14 protein-coding genes are annotated in these 18,500 nt (G+C 42.1%); 1 reads left to right on the top strand and 13 read right to left on the bottom strand.

All coding sequences use genetic code 11. The features are described 5' to 3' along the window. Positions 1 to 294: 294 nt before the first annotated feature. From ACVRYP_RS10255 to ACVRYP_RS10230, 6 genes are all read right to left on the bottom strand, one after another. Positions 295 to 1,215 (bottom strand): ATP-binding cassette domain-containing protein, encoded by a 921-nt coding sequence (locus tag ACVRYP_RS10255; protein ID WP_447468616.1) that lies wholly within the window; start codon positions 1,213 to 1,215, stop codon positions 295 to 297. 10 nt (positions 1,216 to 1,225) lie between these two features. Further along, a complete protein-coding gene (locus ACVRYP_RS10250; protein ID WP_447468615.1) occupies positions 1,226 to 2,281 on the bottom strand; it encodes an ABC transporter ATP-binding protein in 1,056 nt (351 codons plus the stop codon). A 9-nt stretch (positions 2,282 to 2,290) separates the two neighbouring features. Beyond that, on the bottom strand, positions 2,291 to 3,217 hold the full coding sequence (gene oppC, locus ACVRYP_RS10245; RefSeq protein ID WP_447468614.1) for an oligopeptide ABC transporter permease OppC: 927 nt from the start codon (positions 3,215 to 3,217) through the stop codon (positions 2,291 to 2,293). Beyond that, positions 3,217 to 4,722 (bottom strand): ABC transporter permease, encoded by a 1,506-nt coding sequence (locus tag ACVRYP_RS10240; protein ID WP_447468613.1) that lies wholly within the window; start codon positions 4,720 to 4,722, stop codon positions 3,217 to 3,219. The genes oppC and ACVRYP_RS10240 overlap by 1 nt, the downstream gene beginning before the upstream one ends. Positions 4,723 to 4,796: 74 nt before the next feature. After that, positions 4,797 to 6,779: a peptide ABC transporter substrate-binding protein gene (locus ACVRYP_RS10235; RefSeq protein WP_447468612.1), complete on the bottom strand. Its 1,983-nt coding sequence runs from the start codon at positions 6,777 to 6,779 to the stop codon at positions 4,797 to 4,799. 182 nt (positions 6,780 to 6,961) lie between these two features. Then, on the bottom strand, positions 6,962 to 8,959 hold the full coding sequence (locus tag ACVRYP_RS10230; protein ID WP_447468611.1) for a peptide ABC transporter substrate-binding protein: 1,998 nt from the start codon (positions 8,957 to 8,959) through the stop codon (positions 6,962 to 6,964). A gap of 210 nt (positions 8,960 to 9,169) precedes the next feature. On the opposite strand from ACVRYP_RS10230, the gene ACVRYP_RS10225 reads away from it, so the two are divergent. Beyond that, complete coding sequence (locus ACVRYP_RS10225; protein WP_447468610.1) at positions 9,170 to 10,492, top strand: serine hydrolase; 1,323 nt, start codon at positions 9,170 to 9,172, stop codon at positions 10,490 to 10,492. Positions 10,493 to 10,664: 172 nt separating this feature from the next. Here ACVRYP_RS10225 and ACVRYP_RS10220 read toward each other — a convergent pair whose 3' ends face one another. The 7 genes from ACVRYP_RS10220 to sufC form a co-directional block, all read right to left on the bottom strand. Then, positions 10,665 to 12,293: a hypothetical protein gene (locus tag ACVRYP_RS10220; protein WP_447468609.1), complete on the bottom strand. Its 1,629-nt coding sequence runs from the start codon at positions 12,291 to 12,293 to the stop codon at positions 10,665 to 10,667. Next, positions 12,283 to 13,050, bottom strand: a complete 768-nt coding sequence (locus ACVRYP_RS10215) for an ABC transporter ATP-binding protein (RefSeq protein ID WP_447468608.1) — start codon at positions 13,048 to 13,050, stop codon at positions 12,283 to 12,285. The genes ACVRYP_RS10220 and ACVRYP_RS10215 overlap by 11 nt, the downstream gene beginning before the upstream one ends. A 219-nt stretch (positions 13,051 to 13,269) precedes the next feature. Next, on the bottom strand, positions 13,270 to 14,685 hold the full coding sequence (sufB, locus tag ACVRYP_RS10210; protein WP_447468607.1) for a Fe-S cluster assembly protein SufB: 1,416 nt from the start codon (positions 14,683 to 14,685) through the stop codon (positions 13,270 to 13,272). A gap of 46 nt (positions 14,686 to 14,731) precedes the next feature. Then, the gene (gene sufU / locus ACVRYP_RS10205) at positions 14,732 to 15,169 is read right to left on the bottom strand and encodes a Fe-S cluster assembly sulfur transfer protein SufU (RefSeq protein ID WP_447468606.1); all 438 of its coding nucleotides are present in this window, start codon (positions 15,167 to 15,169) and stop codon (positions 14,732 to 14,734) included. Beyond that, positions 15,156 to 16,385: a cysteine desulfurase gene (locus tag ACVRYP_RS10200; protein ID WP_447468605.1), complete on the bottom strand. Its 1,230-nt coding sequence runs from the start codon at positions 16,383 to 16,385 to the stop codon at positions 15,156 to 15,158. The genes sufU and ACVRYP_RS10200 overlap by 14 nt, the downstream gene beginning before the upstream one ends. 3 nt (positions 16,386 to 16,388) lie before the next feature. Continuing rightward, positions 16,389 to 17,651, bottom strand: a complete 1,263-nt coding sequence (gene sufD, locus ACVRYP_RS10195) for a Fe-S cluster assembly protein SufD (protein WP_447468604.1) — start codon at positions 17,649 to 17,651, stop codon at positions 16,389 to 16,391. A gap of 42 nt (positions 17,652 to 17,693) precedes the next feature. Next, a complete protein-coding gene (sufC, locus tag ACVRYP_RS10190) occupies positions 17,694 to 18,464 on the bottom strand; it encodes a Fe-S cluster assembly ATPase SufC (protein ID WP_447468603.1) in 771 nt (256 codons plus the stop codon). Positions 18,465 to 18,500: the final 36 nt, after the last annotated feature.

Below are 18,500 nucleotides of genomic sequence, written 5' to 3'. Positions count from 1 at the left end.
AATATCTGGCTGAGAAAGAAAATCTTACCCAACCACATACTAGTATAAACTATGTCTCAACAAAATAACAGTGGTTTTGACACAAATAAGACCTAGTTTTGCGGGACATTTTCATTTTCGATTGACATACTTTTGTAACAAATTTTTTGATTTTTTTATGGCCCTTTCCTCCAAGCCTCCTTAATCACAAATAAAACAGCTGATTCGCTATCTTTCTACTGTTATGTCATTTATTGACCGATTACATGATATAAACAATAAAGCTAACCTCTCTTGAGATTAGCTTCATTTGTATTAACCTTTACGGTATTTTAAGAGTTCAGCATCATTCCCCCAGACAAAGTGACCTGGACTTAGTTCTGCCATGTATGGTTTCGATGAACTATAATCATGTTGGTCTGGATCATAGACGACCAATTCTTTATCTCGTTCCAACATAGGATCTGGAATGGGAACTGCTGAGAGAAGAGATTTAGTATACGGATGGATAGGGTTTCGGAAGAGTTCTTCTGTTTCTGCCACTTCCACAATGACCCCTTTGTAGATTACGGCGATACGATCTGAAATAAACCGAACCACCGATAGGTCATGGGCAATAAAGAGATAGGTTAATCCTAGTTCTTTTTGCATTTTCTTCAATAGATTGAGTACTTGCGCACGCACAGAGACATCTAGGGCAGATATCGGTTCATCTGCAATAACTAATTCCGGTTGCATAACAAGAGCTCTCGCAATACCAATCCGTTGACGTTGCCCACCAGAGAATTCATGAGGATAACGTGTTAAATGTTCCTCAAGCAAGCCGACTTGGTCGATAATCTCACGAACTTTAGTTTTCCGATCTTCTTCATTCTCATATAAGTGGAAATTGTACAACCCTTCAGAGATGATATAGTCAACTGTTGCACGATCGTTCAGACTAGCTGCCGGATCTTGGAAAATCATTTGGATTTTCCGAATAACATCTTTTTGCTGTTCCTTTGACAGTTTGCCATTGATTTTTTGGCCATCATAAATGATATCACCAGCACTCGTATCGTTAATACCAATGATAGCGCGACCGATGGTTGTCTTTCCAGAACCTGACTCTCCAACCAAAGAGAAGGTCTCACCTTTGTTGATAAAGAAGTTAGCGTTTTTTACAGCGACAAACTTCTTTTTTCCTTCACCGAAGGAAATTTCTAAATCTTTAATTTCGACTAATTTTTCAGTCATTTCCTTCCTCCTATTGTTGTGCAAGCATTTTTTGCTTGATTTTCTCATGAAGATTTTGAATCGTTTCTGGTTTTTCTACAATTGGCGCATCTGGATGAAGCAACCATGTTTTGGCCCAATGGGTATCAGAAACATTGAAAGCAGGTGGATGCTCTTCAAAATCAATCTTCATGGCATAATCTGAACGCAAGGCAAAGGCATCGCCCTTCAAAGGAGTATAAAGAGATGGCGGGGTTCCTGGAATTGAGAAGAGATTTCCGGAATCATCAGCTAACTGTGGCAAGCTTGAGAGCAGGCTCCATGTATACGGATGGCGTGGATCATAGAAAACTTCTTCCACAGTTCCATACTCAACAACTTCTCCAGCATACATAACCGCCACCTTATCTGCAATAGCTGCAACGACACCTAGGTCATGAGTGATAAAGATAGTCGTGAAGTGATACTCTTTTTGCAATGATTTTAGAAGATCTAGAATTTGCGCTTGAATCGTCACATCCAGAGCAGTTGTCGGCTCATCACAAATGAGGATATCAGGGCGACAAGCTAGAGCGATGGCGATAACAATACGTTGGCGCATTCCGCCAGAATATTGGAACGGATACTCGTTAAAACGTTTCTCCGCTTCAGGAATTCCAACCTTATTCATATAGTCGACAGCCAAATCTTTGGCTTCTTCTTTTGTTTTTCCTTGGTGCTTGACAATGACTTCTACAATTTGCTTCCCAATTGTAACAATGGGGTTCAAACTAGTCATTGGATCTTGGAAAATAGTAGCAATCTTACTACCGCGGATACTCTCCCATTCTTTAGGATCTGTAATCTCTGTTAACTCTTTGCCTCGGTAGGTGATTGACCCTTGGGCAACACGCCCATTTGTCTCCAACATACCGGTAAAGGCCCGCGTTAAAACTGACTTACCAGAGCCTGATTCCCCAACAAGAGATAGGACTTCCCCTTCGATCAATTCAAGAGAAACATTTCGAATTGCCGTCAAGACACGGTCACGAACATCGAATTCCACGACCACATCTTTGGCACTTAAAATTACATTATTTGTTGTCATAAGGCCTCCTTATCTATGGGTACGTGGGTCACTTGCATCAGCAAGGTTTTGCCCGACGATAAACAATGACAATGACACTAAAACGAGAATTGTCAATGGGATCCAGAATAGATACGCATTTGTTGTCACGTTTTGTGAATATTTGGCAATCAAACGCCCTAGACTTGGGACTGTTGCTGGCAATCCTAGTCCAAAATAGGAAAGGAAGGCTTCAGTGGAAATATAACCCGGCAACATTTGTGAAACAGATGTCACAATAACAGAGACAAGTTGTGGCAGTAAGTTTTTGATGATAATCTTATTAACCGGCGTCCCCAGGGTCTGACTAGCCAAGTTGTACTCTAAATCACGATAGCGCATGATTTGCACACGGATACTATAGGCTGTCCCCATCCAACCTGTTAAGGTCATGGCTAAAATCAAATTCCAAAATCCTGAACCGATCGCATATGTCATAACGATGATGATTAAAAGATAAGGAACGTTTGAGATAACGTTGTAGACTTCCATCATCACGCGGTCAACCGATTTAGACACACCCCAGATACCACCGACAATCACGCCGACCACCATGTTGATAATGGTAGAAATCACAGAAATCAGAATCGAATTTTTGGCACCGAACCAAACAGCATCAAAAAGAGAGTGAGCATTCGCATCCGTACCAAACCAATATTTAGCATTTGGCCAGTTATAACGTGCTGAGAAGTTGTTGATGTTTGTCACATCGTTAAAGTCATAATCCGAAAAAATAGGATAAAGGAAACTCATCAGCAAAATAACGATCAACAATCCCAACATGAAGATGGTTGATTTTTTGCGGAAAAATTGGCGAAAAACAGCATTCCAATAAGAATAGCTTGGTGTGTCGATCCTTTCAGAGGCAAGATCATCTCGTTTTACAAATTCAAATTGACTTTTAGCAATAGTAGACATTACTTACCTCCTTTCTTAGCAGAGAGATTGATACGTGGGTCAACGATTGTCATCAAGATATCACCTGCCATAACTGCAAAGATAGACAAGGTGCTAAAAATAAATGTCAACCCAACAATCATTGAACTATTTGATGATTTGACAGAATCAATCATCATTTTACCCATGCCCGGAAAGGCAAAGAGAGACTCTGTCAATGTCGCCCCTACAATAACACCCAGGATAGAAGAGGGAATACCATTTACAATCGGTACCATAGCATTCTTGAAAATATGACGGTAAGAAATTTCCTTTTCAGACAGACCTTTTGCTCTAGCAAAACGGACATAATCACTCGAATCTTGGTCAATCAGGTAGCGACGCGCCCAGATAGCAAGACCTGGAATCCCTAATACTCCCAAGATAACCACTGGTAAGACATAAGACCGGTAATCTGATGCTCCTAAGATTGGGAAAGCATTTGGCAAGCCAAATAAGGTTGTCCCAATAGTTCTAATAATATAGGCCAGGGCAACAGACGGCATTGCCATGATAAAGGTTAGAGTTGCTGTTGAGAAACTATCAATGCGTGTTCCTTTGAAACGAGACATCAAAACAGCAAGAGGTAAACCAACAAAGTAACTGATCATGACACCAAAAATACCAATAATAGCTGAGCTAGCAATCATGGAAGGATCAGTATAATTGGTCAGCGTGCTAGTATAGGCATCGCCAGCCCCGAAGTTCCTAATAGTTTGGGAATCTGCTTTTTCTGGCGAACGATAGGTCCTAGAATAGATATCTACTGAACTGGACTTGGTTTCTCCATTAGGAAAAGTGACGTCAGTCATTTCCTTCTTACCTTGTCCTTGCGTAATAACTTGAAGAACCGGAATGTTCTGATAGGTTGGGTAAGAGGTTCCTAGATTAAGTTTGACAAAATTCTGATGGATATAAGGGAATTTTGAATTGAAATATAGGAGATATTTATGCTTGGTTCCTGACCCGACAACCGACCAACCAACTGAAGGGTCGTTCTCAATGGAAAGACCTCTTTCCAAATCAGGGTTAGACGCATCTTTGATTCTCCAAGGATGATCGATTTGAACTAAGTTACCGTAGAACTCAAAGACACGTTGAAAAATAGGGACATCACGCGTGGCATAAAACTGACCAGATTCTTGAAACTGGTGAAGCGTCCACCCATTTCCTAATTGCTTAATGTACTCTTCGTAAATCGCTTTGTTTTGATCAGTTCCTTCAACAGTCACGCTAGCGTCAAACTCACTGGCTTTAGCACGAAGCTCTCTTGTGTTGTAATAGTCAATATAACCCATTTTTTCAAAGATGGTATTTTCATAGTCCGCCTTTGTATCTGGGGTTTTTGTCATTTTTGTGTAGTTTGTGTCATTCTTGAAAATCTGTCTTCTGGGTACCAAAGTGTATACAATAGTGTAAATCAGTGTTGTTACCAAGAAGATAGACACCAAGGAACGCAAAATACGATTAAAAATGTATTTCTTCATTTTCTTAGGTCCTCCAAATTCCAAAAGAACTTCCTCTAGGTCTTAGAGAAAGTTCTCCTGAAACAAGTTATTTATTATTCGATATGATCTGCAAGAGCTTCTTGTGCTTTTTGATTAGATGCAGCCTTTTCTTCTTCCCATTTCTTAAGGGCTGCTTCATAGTCAGAGGCTAAAACAGGTTCCTCTTGAACTTTTAGGAGTTTGTAGGTATCACGTTTGTTACCAACACTACCGTAAGCCGCTGTGAATGGTGTTGTCTTACGTACAGATGGTGTTGCACCATTTGAAATGTAAGGGATGATAACAGAAGAATCAACTAACCAAGCTTGTGCTTTAGCATATTGGTTGTAACGAGCTGTCACATCAGAGGTTTCGCTTGATGCTTCTGCTAACATAGCATTATAATCATCAAACCCTGCTTTTTTACCAGCTTCACTATTTGAACCACCATCGACACCGATAACGTATGAATGAGAACCGCTTACTGATGTATCAAAGATATCAAGGTAAGTTGATGGGTCTTCAAAGTCTGGACCCCAACCAGTTGCTAGTGACAAGTCATAATCCAACTGAGACGCATTGGTTGCAAAGTAGGCTGCATTGTTGTAAACATCTTCATCCATCAGCTGAATATCAACCACTACATTTTCAGCACCAAGAGTTGATTCTACAGAATCTTTAAAGGACTGGGCTTGCGCCACGTTAATTTCGCTCGATTGGAGAGCTGGCACATCAAGATGGATTGGGAAGGTTACACCTTCTCCTTCAAGAGCTTCTTTGGCTTTGTCAAACTCAGCCTTAGCTTTTTCAGGATTGTACATTCCATCTTGACCATCTGCCAAGTTAACATTTTCCCACTCTGTTCCGTAAGTAACTAGTTCTTTTTCAACGACAGAACCAAAGCTTTCCCCGTCAATAGAAACGAAATCTGTTGGTACTAATGTGTTACGGATACCTTTTGCAGCACCGTCTTCACCAACACTTTGCGCATTGTAAGATACACGGTCAAATGCGAAGGAAACAGCTTGGCGGAAGTCTTTGTTCAAGATTGCTGTTTTCGTATTTGATTTTTCATCATCTGAAGGCTTAGCCGTATGATCATAGTTTTGACGATCTAAGTTAAAGAGAGCATAGAAGGTTGTTGAGCCTTGAGGGCTGTAAACGATGTTATCTCCATATTTTTCTTTAACAGTAGAGTAAAGTGATGAGTTAGGGAAAACACGCGCTTGTGTATAGGCACCTTCATCAAACCCTTTGTAAAGAGAGTCTGAATCTTGGCCGTCATAGAAGGTTAACTGAACGTGTTCGATAGATACACTGTCAGCATCCCAATAGTTTTCATTTTTTGTATACTCAATAGATGATTTAGGGGTCATCGCTGAGATAACATAAGGACCATTATAGAGAATTGTTGATGGGTCTGTCGCTGTACCAAAAGCATCGCCCTGAGATGTTAAGAATTCTTCATTAACAGGGAACAAAATGTTCATGGTTGTTTTAGAATTCCAGAATGGTTCAGCTTCATTCAATGTGTATTGAACGGTTTTATCATCAAGAGCCTTAACACCAACTGTTTCAAAGTCATCTGTTTCACCCTTAATATAAGCATCTAGTCCAACAACTGAGTTTTGAACGATGTAAAGACCTGGTGATTCGTTTTCAGCAGCGTATTTTAAGCCAGCCACGAAGTCATGAGCTGTAACATCAGCATACTCTTCACCATCAGCGGTATACCACTTAGCGCCGTCACGCAAGGTGTAGGTATAGGTCTTGCCATCTTCTGAGACTTTCCAATCTTCAGCCAATGATGGTACATAGTTACCATAAGTATCGTTTTCCAAAAGGCCATCAATAAGGTTTGATGTGATATCTGATGTTGATGCCCGGTTAGAGAGCAAATAGTTCAAGGTTTCTGGGTCTGTTGCATAAACATAAGAATAAGTTGATGCTTCAGAACTGCTACTTTGATTGTTTGTAGATGAACTACCGCAGGCAGCTAACACACCAGCTGCAAGCAATGCCACGCCAGAAAGCGCCATCATTTTTCTCTTTTGCATAATAATCTCCTTTTATTAAGCTGATTTTTTTTGACATAAAAAAACAACCTGATAAGTGAAATTATATCAGAAATCATTCTAAAAGTAAATAAATCGAGTGATAAATTTTCTGAATGTTTAGCCATCCTTACCCTCTCACTCAAAAATCAAAAAATCTCTAGGCGAGCTAGAGATTTTCAAGATTATTTAACGTGGTCAGCAAGAGCTTTTTCAGCTTCAGCGTTTGAATGCGCCTTGTCTTCTTGCCATTGTTCGTAAGCTTTGTCGTAATCAGCTGTAGTAACCAATTCATCTTGAACTTTCAAGTACTTGAATGAAGCTCCATCTTTGACACCAACTGTTGCATAAGATGCAGAGAATGGTACAGTGTAACGAACAGATGGACGAGCACCGTTAGAGATGTAAGGGATAACAACTGACTCATCTACCAACCAAGCTTGCGCTTTAGCATAAGCTGCGTAACGTTCTGCAGGATCTTGTTCTTTAGAAGCTGTTGCTAACAGTTCAGAATAAGCATCAAATCCGACTTTCTTAGCAATTTCACTATCAGTACCACCATCAATACCGATAGTGTATGTCATTGTTCCTTCTTTAGAAGTATCAAAGATATCAAGGTAAGTTGATGGATCTTGGAAGTCAGGACCCCAACCAGAAGCTAATGAAATATCGTAGTCTACTTGAGATGCATTTGTAGCATAGTAGGTTGCTGCTAAGTAAGCATCTTCATCCAACAGTTGAATATCAATTTGAACGTTATCGCTACCTAGAGCATCTTCGATAGATTTCTTAACAGATTGTGCTTGTTGAACACGCATTTCAACCGCTTGGTTTACAGGGATATCGATGCGGATTGGGAAGGTTGCACCCTCAGCTTCAAGCGCTTCTTTGGCTTTATCAAATTGTGCTTTTGCTTTTTCAGGGTTATACAAACCATCTTGAGCGTCATCTAACTCAACATTTTCCCATTGAGAACCATATGAAACAATTTCTTTTTCAACAAGATCAGCAAAGTCTTCTTCACCAACTGTTACAAAGTCAGCAGGAACAACCATGTTACGAAGGGCCTTAGTTGCACCATCTTCACCATTTTGATGAGCGTTGTAAGTTGTCTTATCAAAGGCAAAGGCAATCGCTTGACGGAAGTCTTTGTTTTGAAGAGCTAAGAGGGTTGATTGTTTTTCTTCATCAGTTGTCTTAGACGTGTGGTCATACTTAGAACGACCCATGTTCAACATCGCGTAGTATGTTGCAGACCCTTGTGGTCCGTATACAATGTTGTCGCCGTATTTTTCTTTAACGCTTGCGTAGCTTGAAGAGTTAGGATAAACTGTCGCAACAGTATAAGCTCCGTCTTCCAAGCCTTGGATAAGACTTTCTGGGTCAGATCCATCGTTATAAGTCAATTTAATGTTTTCAATTGATACCTTGTCAGCATCCCAGTAGTTAGGGTTCTTGGTGAATTCAATTGCTGATTTAGCAGTGATTGCTGAAAGGGTGTAAGCACCGTTATAAAGGATAGATGTTGAATCTGTTGGTGTTCCAAATGCATCACCTTGGCTTGTCAAGAATTCTTCATTAACTGGGAAGAGAATACCCATTGTTGTTTTAGAATTCCAGAATGGCTCAGGACGTGTCAATGTGTACTCAACTGTGTAATCATCTACAGCTTTAACACCAACTGTATCAAAATCATCAGATTCACCTTTAACATAGGCATCCAATCCTTCGATAGACTCTTGAATGATGTAGAGAGCTGAAGATTGTTTATCCGCTGCGTATTTAACACCTGTTACGAAGTCTTGTGCCGTTACATCCGCATATTCTTCACCATCAGCTGTATACCATTTAGCGCCTTCACGAAGTTTGTAAGTATAAGTCAAGCCATCTTCTGATACAGTCCAATCTTCTGCAAGAGATGGTACAAGGTTACCATACTCATCGTTTTCCAAAAGACCATCGACAAGGTTAGTCACGATGTCTGAAGTGGTTGTGTGGTTGTCCACAAGGTAATCCAATGTTTCTGGATCAGTACCATAAACATAAGAGTAAGTCGTGTTTGCTGAATCACCTGATGCAGATGATGATGAAGATGAGGTAGATGAACTGTTACCACATGCAGCAAGTACACCAACCGACAAAATTGTAACCCCAGCTAGGGCAAGCCATTTTTTCGTTTTCATGTATAATCTCCTTTTTATTTAGAACTTTCCTTAAAAAATTCTTAATATGTTAGCTATTATATCATCAAAAAAACACTTTGTAAACAATTTTCTGATTTTTTTTTATTTTATAAAATGTATTTTTAATCACAAGTTATACAGAATATGCATTCTCCATTAATCCGCTTTCTAAAATTTATTTTATGATATAATTGGAAAGAGGAGATCTCTATGAAAAAAATACATTTTTTACTTGCTTTTGCCCTGTTGCTCGCCTTGTTTTATCGACCAAGTGTTGCTTATGCTAGCGAAACAGCCGAATCTAGCGTCACCCAGGAACAAGGCGATTCCGAATCAAGTACTGAAACTGTGGCAGAGTCAGAAACAGAAACGCCGTCAGAAGGATTTTCTGTTGCAGCTAACCATGCCATGGTAATCGAAGCCAATACAGGAAAAATTCTTTATGAAAAAAGTAGTCAAGATGTCACTGGTATTGCATCTACAACAAAACTGCTAACAGCTTACCTCATCTATGAGGCTGTGGCTAATCAGAAAGCGAGCTGGGAAGATGTGGTCTCTGTCTCAAACTATGCCTATGAACTTTCCTTAAACACAGCTGTCGCCAATGTTCCTCTGGACGCTCGTGCCTATACCCTCCAAGAACTCTTTACAGCCATGGTTGTCAACTCCTCTAATGGAGCTACTGTAGCTCTAGCTGAGCATGTGGCAGGGACTGAACAGCGGTTTGTTGACGCTATGACTGCCAAGGTTAAGGAATGGGGAATTGAGGATGCTAGTTTTGTAAACGCTACAGGCCTCAGCAATCAGTACTTAGGCGACAACCGCTACCCTAATTCTGGAGAGACGGACGAAAACATGATGTCCGCCCGCTCCTTAGCCATCATCGCTCAACGGTTACTCTTGGATTATCCAGAGGTTAGCGATTTAACGGCTCTCATCACGGCTCCTTTTTCCTATACCACTGTCTCTAACTGGAATTTGCTGCTTCAAGGCTCTACCTATTCTAGGCCAAAAGTCGATGGGTTGATGACGGGTACATCTGAAAAATCTGGCTCATCTCTTGTCGCTTCTGGCACTGAAAATTACATGCGTGTCGTAGCTGTCGTTCTAGGTGCCCACAATGGTATCGAGGACCCTAACGCTCGTTTTGTGGCAACCTACAGTTTATTTGACTACATTAAAGACAACTACTATTTTAAGACCTTAGTTAAAAAAGGCGACCCCTATGAGAATAGCCAATCTAGGGTTTCAAACGGTAAGTATGCCTATGCTACTGCAGTTGCTGAAAAAGATTTCTTGGTGGTCCAGCAAATTGGCGCTGAAAACACCTCATTAGCCTACACTGAAACCGATAAACCTCTAGAAGCTCCTATTGCGGAAAACACCCCTGTTGGAACGTTAGTCTTTAAGGACGACGGCTACCTAGACCAACCCCCTCATGTTGAGATGGTTGCTAAAGAACCAGTTGACCGAGCCATCTTTTACAAGGTTTGGTGGAATAACTTTGTCAACTGGGTCAATGAGGAGTTGTAAATCCTTCTGCTAAGACAAATCCAAGATTAACAGGATGACTTAAGTCTCCTTGAAGAAACAGATTTTTTTACAACACAAAAGCACAAGAGGATTTAGACGTCTCTTGTGCTTTTATAGTCAAAGAATATCAGGTAGTTGATATTACCCATCACTGATTAGATGGACATCAGTTTTAAATGATTTTCCGTTGCCAATAGTTTTTAGACCAGAAATAAGTAGCAGCAACTGCTATGATTAAAACAAGAAGCATCCCACCAGCGATCATTAAGTTAAGAGAGAGCGGGGCATTGCTGAGCATGATGGAACTAAAGACTAAAACTGCAACAAAAGCAAAGAAAGAAAGCAGCAAAATAGTCATCTTGGCAAAATTCCCCATACCACGGTTAGCCAGTTGGGTCACGTTTTGCCAGTTAAGTTCCAGCAGTCTGAAATCTCTGATAAAATAGAAGGTTTCGAGGCAATAGGCTGTCAAGAGCCAAGCAACAAGTGCTCCTAAGAGCAAATAGACCGGCAGTTGCAGCCAGAGGGTTAGACCGAGCATAATCAGAATCGGCAAGCTGGCATCTACTAAAAAAGCAAACCAAAACTTGAACGTTAGATAACTTTTCATATTGAACGGAAGGGTCTTGAAGAAATTAAAGTTTTCACGGTCCAAGGAGATGATGATACTAGCCAGACCTCCTGCTGACATAAGCGCATAGGCTGCCCCAGAAAGGATTGCTATTGACAGATAGCCAATATTGTAATCCATACTCATTAAAAGATCACGCGAGTTAATCAAGGTTGGAAGCATCATAATAACTACTAGAATCGATGTCATAATCACAAAGGTGAAGATCAGGGTCGGATCAGCAATCAGCCCCAAGTGATAATGCCATAATTGCTGTTTCCAAGTCCGTTGGCCAGCCTGTTTTTTGGTCTTTTTAGGAGCTTTGCGAACGGTGACAGCTGAACTTGTGGCAAGTGCTGCTTCGTAAAAATTCGGCAAGACTTGATGTTTGACAAGCCAGACTAAACCAGCTAAAACCGCCAGCCACGCCACAAGATGTAAGCTTACTTGGAGGGACAAGGGATTTTCAGCTAAGCCATAAAAGAGCCACAAAGGGGCAATACCAGATCCAGATTCAAGAATTTGACCCTCTGCATAAGAAAAAGACGTGTTTTGCAGGCTTAAAATAGCGACAATTGACCCAAGGACCGATAAGACCATAATGGCTCCAGAGGCCAATTTTTTGTGTTGACGGAAAATACTGGTCTTGGTTAGAAAATGCACTGCTACGATAGTCACTAGCGACATGACTGCAGAGAGAAGGAGAAAGGACAGGATAGTCAGCGGAATCCCCCACCACCAAGCATTGCCAAATCGAAAATGAATCAGCCCTAAATAGAGAAGCAACGGCAGTAAAAAGGTCAAACTCGCAATAAAGACAACTGCTCCTTTTCCAAGAAAGACTTCTAGCTCTGTCACCGGAAGATTTCGATAAGATTGGAGGTCCTTACTTTCATAAAAAACGTTATACATGCTAAGAAAGGCCTGAAACATGGCCATCAGGATAAATATCCCTATAAAGCGTGTAAACATTCCCGGCAAGGTCTCGAAAGGAATCCCTAAACTATAAGCCCCAAAGATGACCAGATAGAGAAGTCCTGAGATGATATACTGTCCTAAAATCTTACGGGTCACATTGATTTTCTTGTTGGGATTATCGGCCTGCTTTTTTCGATACTTGTCAATCTGAGCCACCTGCATGGAATAAATCAGGTTGAGCTGAGCCAATTTTCGAACAATATTAAATCTCATGGCTGACCTCCTCTGGAACTACCGGAGTTTCAGTTGCCGCTTCGCGTCCAGCCATTGCAAGATAAATACTCTCTAAAGGCTTATCTGGGTGTAAGGCTTTAAGCTCCGCAATCGTTCCAAAATAGATGAGCTCTCCTTTTTTGAGAATGGCAATACGGTCACAGATTTGTTCAGCGACTTCTAACACATGCGTGGAGAAAATAACGGTATTACCTTCATTGGCATGCTGCCGCATCAATTCTTTCAGATCAAAGGCTGCTTGGGGATCCAGACCCGTCATCGGCTCATCCAAAACCCAGATATCTGGGTTAGGTAGTAAAGCACCGATAAGAAAGACCTTTTGGCGCATCCCGTGTGAGAAGGACTCAATCGTTTGGTAACGATTCTCTGTCAAGTCAAACAGGTCCATAAAACGGTTGAGCTGTGTTTCTTTTTCTTCTAGGCTTAGGCCATAAGAGCTGGCAATCAAATCCCAAAACTCATCAGCCGACATCCTCAAGAATAAGTCTGGCGAGTCCGCGACATAACCGATGCGTTTCTTGATAGCTAAACGGTTTTCTGACAATTCTAAGCCATCAACTTTTATCGTTCCTGAGGTCGGATTAATGACACTGACCAAGGATTTAATGGTCGTCGATTTCCCTGCGCCATTGTGCCCGATTAAACCAACAATCTCTCCAGAATCAATGGCTAAATGAAGCTGGTTCAGAGCTGTTTTATCCCCGTAAACCTTTGTAACGCCGTGAAATTCAATCATACCAAGACCTCCATGTACTCTTACTATTTTTCAGCAATTATCTGTTTTTTCTAGTTTTATTATAGACTATCCTGAACCCTTTGTCAATATGTACTAGTTTAAAGGTACAGATTTTGTTACACAAAAAACTCACTTTTCAGCGAGTTTTCTCTATTTCCAACTTCAGTTGGTAGAAGGACTGCACTCAACAGCTCTATAGCTGTTGACTGGCTAGCCATTCTAACCAACTGAACCCTCCATCTCATAGGCGATGAGGCGGTTGAGTTCGACGGCGTATTCCATCGGGAGTTCTTTGGTGAAGGGTTCGACAAATCCCATAACGATCATCTCAGTCGCTTCACTTTCGGAAAGGCCTCGGCTCATGAGGTAGTAAAGTTGTTCTTCTGAGATTTTGGACACTTTAGCTTCGTGTTCCAAGGCCACTTGTGAGTTATGAATTTCGTTAAAAGGGATGGTATCGGATTTTGAAATATCATCCATGATGATGGTATCACACTCGATATGGCTGACCGATTTTTTAGAATTGCGGTTAAAAGTAACTTGACCGCGGTAATTTACAGCGCCACCACCTTTAGCGATCGACTTAGAGACGATGGAAGAGCTGGTATGCGGTGCATTGTGAATCATTTTAGCACCAGTATCCTGCACCTGCCCTGTGTTGGCAAAAGCAATCGAAAGCATGGTTCCACGCGCTCCAGGGCCATCAAGATAAACTGATGGGTACTTCATGGTTGTATGAGCCCCTAAGTTGCCATCGATCCACTCCACTGTTGCGTCTTTCATGGCTTTGGCACGCTTAGTCACCAAGTTGTAAACATTATCTGACCAGTTTTGGATGGTTGTGTAGCGCATATAGGCACTGTCGTGAGCAAAAATTTCAACAATAGCAGCATGTAAGCTTGCTGTTGAATAGGTTGGTGCTGTACAGCCTTCGACATAGTGAACGCTAGCTCCTTCATCAACAATAATGATGGTCCGTTCAAACTGACCAGTCCCTTCATTGTTAATCCGGAAATAGGTCTGCAAAGGAATGTCGCATTTAACCCCTTTAGGAACATAGATGAAGGTTCCACCTGACCAGACAGCCGAATTAAGCGCTGCTAATTTATTGTCCGTTGGAGGGACAAGTTTGGCAAAATACTGTTTGAAAAGATCTGGGTATTCTTTTAAGGCCGTATCTGTATCGGTAAAGATGATGCCCAGTTTTTCAAACTCTTCCTTCATGTTATGGTAAACTACTTCAGATTCATACTGAGCTGAAGCTCCGGCCAAATAAGCTCGCTCCGCTTCTGGAATCCCAATCCGTTCAAAGGTTTCTTTAATCTTTTCAGGAACGTCATCCCAAGAACGCGCTGGTTTATCTGATGGTTTTTGATAGTAAATAATCTCATCAAAATCAATCTGAGATAGGTCAGCTCCCCAGGTTTCCAGATCCATTTTCTGAAAAGTCTCATAGGATTTGAGTCGAAACTCTAACATCCACTCAGGCTCGCCTTTAACGGCGGATAACTCACGGATAACTTCCTCAGAAAGGCCTTTACCCGTTGAGACAAGAGGCTCCACATCGTCATGGAAACCGTATTTATATTCGCCGAGATCAATCGGCGTTGGTGCTACTCTTTCGTTTTCAGACATAAGTTTCCTTTCTTTTATACCTGTATTTAAAAAACAACTTGTTTTACTACTGAACTTCTTGACGTTCAATGGCTTTTTTGAGCGCATTCCAAGCTAATGTCGCACATTTGACCCGTTGAGGGAATTTGGACACGCCAGCCATCAAACTCGCTTCTCCCAATTCTTCTTGCCCTTCTGGTTCCTGCCCTTGGACCATTTTGGAAAAAAGCTCAGCCAAGTCTTGAACTTCTGAGAGGCTTTTTCCCAATACGACATCGGTCATCATGGAGGCTGACGCTGTTGAAATGCTACAACCGTGTCCATCAAAAGCAATATCTGCCACGCGATTTTCTTCTATTTTAACCGATAGTTGCACCACATCGCCACAGGTTGGATTGTGCAGTTCAAGAACCTCTACCCCGTCAAGACTTCCTTTATGGTGAGGATTACGCGAATGCTCTGTTACAACCGCCATATAAAGGCTATCTAATTTAGAGAGTGCCATGGAAATACTCCTTTGTTTTGAGGATGGCATCGATGAACTGGTCACAATCCGCTTTGGTATTATAGAGTCCAAAGCTAGCACGAACCGTTGAGGGGACGCCGAGATATTGAAGTAAGGGTTGGGCACAGTGATGTCCTGCCCTAACCGCGACTCCCTCATAATCAAGGGCCGTTGCCACATCATGAGGGTGGAGCCCATCAATGTTAAAGGCGATGACCCCAGCACGATCTTTAGCCGTCGCTGGCCCATATATAGTCACTCCATCAATAGCCGAAAGCTTTGGCAAGGTATAGGCCATCAGTTCTTGCTCATGGGCAGTCACTTGTTCAAGGCCGATAGCTGTTAGATAATCTATCGCTGCTCCAAGACCGATGGCGCCAGTCATGTTTGGTGTGCCAGCTTCAAATTTCCAGGGTAATTCTTTCCAGGAGGCTTCTTGTTCACTGACAAAATCAATCATCTCGCCTCCAAATTCGACAGGTTCCATCTCTTCTAGGAGGTGTTGTTTTCCGTAAAGAACGCCGATGCCTGTCGGTCCATACATTTTGTGCCCCGAAAACGCCATAAAATCAACGTCCAAATCCTGGACATCAACTGACATGTGAGGCACAGATTGGGCAGCATCCAGAACCATAAGTGCACCAGCTTGATGGGCCATAGCTGTTATTTCTTTGATCGGATTAATGGTTCCAAGAACATTAGAAACATGAGCCAGGGCGACAACCTTGGTTTTTTCGCTCATCTTAGCCGCCAAGTCATACATGTCCAACTGTCCATCCTTGAGGTAGACATACGTCAGTCTCGCTCCACTGACTCGACAAGCCTCCTGCCAAGGAATAAGATTGGCATGATGTTCCATAACAGAAATCAAAACCTCGTCGCCTGGTTTTAGAAATGTTCTCGCATGCTGGGCTACCCAATTGAGTCCAGTCGTTGTTCCTCTGGTAAAGAGGATCTCCTTGATCGAATTGGCATTGATAAAGGCCCTAACCTTCTCTCTAGCCTCTTCGTACCGTTTCGTCGCTCGCTCTGCCAGGGTATGAACACCACGATGGACATTGGCGTTATCCTTCTGATAATAGTCTTGAATTGCCTCAAGAACAACCTTTGGTTTTTGCGTCGTCGCTCCATTATCCAAATACACCAGCGGTTCATCATTGACCAACTGGTCTAATATAGGGAAATCGCATCGATAGCTTTCTGGATTAACTGTCATCGCTTATCTCTTTAATAATTTTTCTTCTAACACTTGAATCATCTCATCACGTACTGCTTTAACAGGGATTTCCGTGATAACAGCACCAAGGAAACCGCGAACAACTAAGCGTTCTGCAGTCGCCTGATCAAGACCCCGACTCATCAAGTAATACATGTCTTCAGGGTCTACTTGCCCGATAGAGGCCGCATGTCCTGCTGTGACTTCATTTTCATCAATCAGGAGTATCGGATTAGCATCTGAACGCGCCTTATCCGATAGCATCAAGACACGGCTCTCCTGTTGAGCATCTGCTCCTTTGGCTCCGCGGATGATATGGCCAATCCCGTTAAACGTTAGGGTTCCACGTTCAAGGATTACCCCGTGTTGTAAGATATGACCGACGGAATGACTGCCGTAATTGGTCACTCGTGTGTCAATTCCTTGGACTTGACGCCCTGAAGATACCGCGACCACTTTAAGATTGGCGTGGCTCCCATTGCCAACCAAATCGCTATCAAAGTCCGCCACGACATTGCCTTCATTCATCACACCTAAAGCCCAATCAATCTGTGCATCAGCCAAAAGATGACCCCGACGACTCATGAAGGTTGTGACTTGTTCACCGAGACGGTCAATGGCTGCAAACTTGACTTGACTGCCGGCTTGGGCAATCACTTCAACTGCAATATTGGCAGACACCTTGGTATCGGAAGGGTTAATGGTTTCAAAGCGCTCCAAGTAGGTGAATTTGCTGTTTTTTCCCGCAATAATCAAGACACGCTTGTTAAAGGGAACACTACTGCTTCCATCTTGGTAGTACAGCCCCTCAATCGGTGCTTCAATTTCCAGATTATCTGGTACATAAAGGACTGCAGTCGCATTAAAATAGGCGTTATTGTAGGCTGCTAGTTTATTCTCATCAAAAGGAATAGCTTTGGAAAAATACTTTTCAATCAGCTCAGGAATCTCTTCTAGAGCACTGTATAAATCTGTAAAGATGACGCCAGCTTCAACAAGCTCTGCTGGCAATTGTTCAAGAACGGTCTGACTCCCTACTTGTACCAGTTTGGGGTTATCGCCCAAGGCTGTAAAGTCTGGAACATGGCCAATCGCTTCGTTTTCAGCTAAGGTGCCATCGCCTAGATTCCAGCGGTGAAACTTCACACGCTCAATCACAGGAAGAGCCAGTTCGTCTATCTTGTTAAAGGCTGCTAATCGCAAATCTGCCAACCAGGCAGGCTCAGCATGTGCAGCTGAAAAATGTTCAATGATTTCTCTCGTCATGATGCCTCCTCTAATAGAAATCTATGTGCCGTAGAAGGTAACTTAAACTTCTTCTTCGTAGTGCATGCCAAGTTCTTCAGCAATTTTAGCATAGCCTTCTTTTTCAAGGCGAAGGGCCAATTCAGGACCACCAGAGAGTACCACACGACCATCCATCATGATGTGCACCACATCAGGAGTGATGTAGTTAAGAAGGCGCTGGTAATGGGTGATAATCATGGCGCCAAACCCTTCTCCTCGCATGGCATTAATCCCTTTAGAGACTACTTTGAGGGCATCGATATCAAGTCCTGAGTCAATCTCATCAAGAAGAGCAAAGGTCGGTTCTAACATAAGCAATTGTAGAATTTCATTGCGTTTTTTCTCACCACCTGAAAAGCCTTCATTGAGGTAGCGCTCAGCCATCTCTTCCTTCATGTTCAGAAGCTCCATCTTTTCATCCAGTTTCTTGATGAAATCCATAACTGAGATCTTGTCCTCGTCTTCTTTGCCAGCATTCATCGCTGCTCTCAAGAACTCAGCATTGGTAATGCCAGGAATTTCAGAAGGGTACTGCATGGCCAAAAACAGCCCCATGCGAGCTCGCTCATCTACTTCTAATTCCAGAACATTGACGCCATCAAAAAGAACTTCTCCTTCTGTGATTTCAAAATTAGGATTTCCCATAATCGCAGCCGATAGGGTTGACTTCCCTGTTCCATTAGGCCCCATCACCGCTGCGATTTCTCCTGTTTTAAGGGTCATATTAACACCTTTAAGGATCTCTTTTTCCTCAATGGAAACATGGAGGTTTTTAATTTCTAAAACTGACATCTCTTTTTCCTTTCTTTGTGAAAACGTTTATTCTTA

The sequence above is a fragment of the Streptococcus rifensis genome, from assembly GCF_053203525.1.
This window is presented reverse-complemented; position numbering and strand designations above follow the sequence as displayed.

Coding starts and splice junctions, on each gene's coding strand:
- sufU (WP_447468606.1), bottom strand. CDS start 15,169: ATGGCACTCTCTAAATTAGATAGCCTTTATATGGCGGTTGTAACAGAG.
- oppC (WP_447468614.1), bottom strand. CDS start 3,217: ATGTCTACTATTGCTAAAAGTCAATTTGAATTTGTAAAACGAGATGAT.
- ACVRYP_RS10240 (WP_447468613.1), bottom strand. CDS start 4,722: ATGAAGAAATACATTTTTAATCGTATTTTGCGTTCCTTGGTGTCTATC.
- ACVRYP_RS10230 (WP_447468611.1), bottom strand. CDS start 8,959: ATGAAAACGAAAAAATGGCTTGCCCTAGCTGGGGTTACAATTTTGTCG.
- ACVRYP_RS10250 (WP_447468615.1), bottom strand. CDS start 2,281: ATGACAACAAATAATGTAATTTTAAGTGCCAAAGATGTGGTCGTGGAA.
- ACVRYP_RS10225 (WP_447468610.1), top strand. CDS start 9,170: ATGAAAAAAATACATTTTTTACTTGCTTTTGCCCTGTTGCTCGCCTTG.
- sufD (WP_447468604.1), bottom strand. CDS start 17,651: ATGACGAGAGAAATCATTGAACATTTTTCAGCTGCACATGCTGAGCCT.
- ACVRYP_RS10235 (WP_447468612.1), bottom strand. CDS start 6,779: ATGCAAAAGAGAAAAATGATGGCGCTTTCTGGCGTGGCATTGCTTGCA.
- ACVRYP_RS10215 (WP_447468608.1), bottom strand. CDS start 13,050: ATGATTGAATTTCACGGCGTTACAAAGGTTTACGGGGATAAAACAGCT.
- sufC (WP_447468603.1), bottom strand. CDS start 18,464: ATGTCAGTTTTAGAAATTAAAAACCTCCATGTTTCCATTGAGGAAAAA.
- ACVRYP_RS10220 (WP_447468609.1), bottom strand. CDS start 12,293: ATGAGATTTAATATTGTTCGAAAATTGGCTCAGCTCAACCTGATTTAT.
- ACVRYP_RS10200 (WP_447468605.1), bottom strand. CDS start 16,385: ATGACAGTTAATCCAGAAAGCTATCGATGCGATTTCCCTATATTAGAC.
- ACVRYP_RS10255 (WP_447468616.1), bottom strand. CDS start 1,215: ATGACTGAAAAATTAGTCGAAATTAAAGATTTAGAAATTTCCTTCGGT.
- sufB (WP_447468607.1), bottom strand. CDS start 14,685: ATGTCTGAAAACGAAAGAGTAGCACCAACGCCGATTGATCTCGGCGAA.